4 protein-coding genes are annotated in these 3,272 nt (G+C 69.6%); 3 read left to right on the plus strand and 1 reads right to left on the minus strand.

The genetic code is table 11. From position 1 onward, the window contains the following. A partial coding sequence (locus tag WAZ62_RS20275; RefSeq protein WP_422645353.1) for a hypothetical protein occupies positions 1–308 on the minus strand: 308 nt, incomplete at its 3' end. A gap of 159 nt (positions 309–467) precedes the next feature. Here WAZ62_RS20275 and WAZ62_RS20280 point away from each other — a divergent pair. Genes WAZ62_RS20280 through WAZ62_RS20290 form a run of 3 tightly spaced genes read left to right on the plus strand, consistent with a single transcriptional unit; the run spans position 468 to position 3,186 of the window. After that, complete coding sequence (locus WAZ62_RS20280) at positions 468–1,367, plus strand: alpha/beta fold hydrolase (RefSeq protein ID WP_422645354.1); 900 nt, start codon at positions 468–470, stop codon at positions 1,365–1,367. Positions 1,368–1,424: 57 nt separating this feature from the next. Then, positions 1,425–1,961 (plus strand): hypothetical protein, encoded by a 537-nt coding sequence (locus WAZ62_RS20285; protein WP_422645355.1) that lies wholly within the window; start codon positions 1,425–1,427, stop codon positions 1,959–1,961. After that, positions 1,852–3,186 carry a DNA-packaging protein gene (locus WAZ62_RS20290; RefSeq protein WP_422645356.1) on the plus strand — a complete coding sequence of 445 codons (1,335 nt, stop codon included), beginning with the start codon at positions 1,852–1,854 and terminating at the stop codon, positions 3,184–3,186. The genes WAZ62_RS20285 and WAZ62_RS20290 overlap by 110 nt, the downstream gene beginning before the upstream one ends. The last annotated feature ends 86 nt before the right edge of the window (positions 3,187–3,272 follow it).

Consider the following 3,272-nt stretch of genomic DNA (forward strand, 5'->3'; position numbering starts at 1 on the left):
GGACTGGCCGTGCCGCCGGCGCCGGAAGCGGCAGGCGTGGCGACCGGCGCGCCAGCGGAAGCTGAGTCGGGAATCACCGTGTCCGGGCGACCGGCGATGACCCGGGTTTCGCCGGCGGCCAGCGAATCGCCTTGCCGGCTCATGTAGCCGAAATAGAGAAGACCGGCGGCGCCACCAAGGAAGGCGACGGTGATGAGGACAAGGCCCCAGTCCGGTCCATGCCGGCCGCGCGGCGGCAGGGCGACCACCGGCTCCACCCGGCCGATATGGCCAGGGCGCGTGTTTTCCGCGGAGATGCCGCGGGTCATCAGGGGTTCTTCGGTCAGACGGCGTACCATCAAGGCACCAGACATGAGTTTTGTGGCGGGAAAATGTCCCTTGAGTCTATCGCATCGCAACACAGGCTGTCGATGGACGGCCGTGGCATTCCTGCCGCAGGATGGGGAAGAAAAACAAGGAAACAGCCCGTGTCGTTGCTTCACCGTATCGAAATCCCCGCCGGAGCCGGCCATTTCTCCTGCCTTGCCGGCGGTCCCGAGCTGGGACAGGCCCCGCTCGTCCATTTCGCCCATGCGACCGGCATGAACGCCGAAACCTACCGCCCGCTGCTCGAGGAACTGGCCGGGCGTTACACGGTGCGGGCCGTCGATCTGCGCGGCCATGGGCTGTCGGACGTGCCGGCGCAGGCTTCGCGCCTGAAATCCTGGGCGCGCTATGTCCATGACCTGGTGCCCATCCTGCGGGGCTTCGGGCAGAAGGCGATCCTGGTCGGCCATTCCATGGGCGGCGCGGTCAGCGCCGAACTGGCGGCGCTGCACCCGGACCTGGCCGCCGGGCTTCTGCTGATCGATCCCGCCGTGGTGCCGCGCGTCGCCGTGCCGGCCTTCGCCATCGCCCGGCTCGCCGGCCTCGCGCATCGCCTGCCGCTGGCCGAGCGGGCGTCGAAGCGGAAAGAGGTCTGGCCCTCCCGCGCGGTGATGATCAAGGCCTATGGCGGCAAGGGTGCCTTCAAGACCTGGGAGCCGGGCTTCCTCGAGTCCTATGTCGCGGGCGGCACGATCGACAACGCGGACGGCAGCGTGCGCCTTGCCTGCAGCCCGGCGTGGGAAGCCAAGACCTTTTCCACCATCGGCCTGTCGTTCTGGCGCCGCATCGGCCGGGTGCAATGCCCGCTCTCCGTCCTTTATGCCGACCATCAGTCGACCCTGGGGCCAAAGGGTGCCGCCGCCTTGCGGGCCCAGCAGCCGGGGGCGGTGATCGAACAGGTGCCCGGTTCAAGCCATTTCATTCCGATGGAATTTCCGGGGCGGGTGGTCGAGGCGGTGGATGCCCTGAACGCGCGCGTGATGGCCGCAGAATCCGCTTGACACCTGTGCGCATTGTGCACATTATGGGTACATAATCGATACATTCCGGAATTGGCGATGACCCAGAGCGACGTCATCGACTGGCTGGCCGTGGAGCGGGAATACCGCCTCGGCCAGCTGTTCCTGTCGGAAATCGCCGCCACCTACGGGTTGACGGACTATGCCCTGCGCAAGCGCGCGGTGGCCGAGGGCTGGGTGCGCGGCGATCCGCGCGAGGATGAAAAGCAACTGGCCGTCCGGCGCGGGCTGGAAGTGGCGCGGGAACATCGCCGCCTTCTGTCCGACCTCCGCGAGACGCTGGTGGTCGTGCAGCTGTCCTTGCGCGATCATCTCTCGTCGGCGGGGCCGCCGGGGGAAGGGCCTTTCGCCGCCGGGGCCGAGACCGTGGCCGGCCTCGTCCGCGCCCTGGGCGGCACGGCGGAGAAGCTGATCAGGCTGGAGCGCCAGGCTTTCGGGCTCGACCAACAGGGGATGACGGCGGGTGATGACGAGACCGACGCCGCCGATATCCGCGAGCGGCTTTCGCAGCGGCTCGCTCGCCTTGCTGTCGGCGGAGACGCGGGCGGAATTCCTGAGGGGCCTGAGCCGGCGTGAAGCCGAGGTCATGTTCCATGACTGGCGGTTCTGGGCCCGGCAAAGCCAATTGCCGCCGGAGGGCGAGGACTGGCAGGGCTGGCTGGTGCTGGCCGGGCGCGGCTTCGGCAAGACGCGGGCCGGCGCCGAATGGGTACGGATGGAGGTGGAGGCGGGACGGGCGCGGCGCATCGCCCTTGTCGGGGCGACGGCGGGCGACGTCCGCCGGGTGATGATCGAGGGCGAATCCGGTCTTCTCGCCATTTCGCCGCCCTCGATGATGCCGCTGTGGGAGCCGTCGAAACGCCTGCTGACCTGGCCCAACGGCGCCATTGCCACCGCCTTTTCCGCCGAGCGGCCGGGCCAGCTGCGCGGGCCGCAGCACGATCTCGCCTGGGCCGACGAATTGTGCAAATGGCGCGATGCCGATGCCTGGGATCAATTGCTGCTCGGCCTTCGTCTCGGGCGGAACCCGCGCTGGCTGGCGACGACGACGCCGGCACCCGGGCGCCTGATCCGGGGCCTGTTGCAGGACCCCAAGGTGCAGGTGACGCGCGGCTCCACCTTCGACAATTGGGCCAATCTCGCCCCCGGCTTCCTGGCCGAGGTGGTGCGGCGCTATCAGGGCACGCGCCTTGGCCGGCAGGAGTTACACGCCGAGGTGATCGACGACGTGCCGGGTGCGCTGTGGACCCGCGCCGGGCTCGATCTGTGCCGGCTGGCGGCGGCGCCCGCGGATTTCGTCCGCATCGTCGTCGGCATCGATCCGGCCGTGGGCGCCGCCGGGGAGGGGGAAGGGGCGGAAACCGGCATCATCGTCGCCGGACGGCTTGCCGATGGCGGTGCCGTCGTGCTCGACGATCTGTCGGGCCGCCATCCGCCGACCCAATGGGCAAGGGCCGCCATCGACGCCTTTCGGCGCCACCGCGCCGACCGGCTGGTCGCCGAGATCAATCAGGGCGGCGATCTCGTCGAATCCCTGGTGCGGACCCTCGACCCCGCCGTGCCTTACCGCGCCGTTCGCGCGACACGGGGCAAGGCGGTGCGGGCCGAGCCGATCGCCGCGCTTTATGAACAGGGCAGGGTGCGGCACTTGCCCGGTCTCGCCACCCTGGAAGACCAGATGTGTCGCTTCACCAGCCATGGCCCGGAAGGGCCGTGCGACCGGGTCGATGCCCTCGTGTGGGCCCTGACCGATCTCATGGACGGGCCGATCCCGTCCGCCCCCCGACTGCGGAGACTGTAACGCCATGACCGAACATGCGAACAGGCCGGTGCAAACGCCCGGCCTGATGGCCCGCCTGCGCCGCCTGATCGCCCCGGCGCCCGCGC

Source organism: Zavarzinia sp. (genome assembly GCF_049306435.1).
Classification (GTDB): Bacteria; Pseudomonadota; Alphaproteobacteria; order Zavarziniales; family Zavarziniaceae; genus Zavarzinia.

Excerpts from the sequence above, each read along its gene's own strand:
- WAZ62_RS20285 (WP_422645355.1), top strand. The coding sequence starts at position 1,425 with ATGACCCAGAGCGACGTCATCGACTGGCTGGCCGTGGAGCGGGAATAC.
- WAZ62_RS20290 (WP_422645356.1), top strand. The coding sequence starts at position 1,852 with ATGACGAGACCGACGCCGCCGATATCCGCGAGCGGCTTTCGCAGCGGC.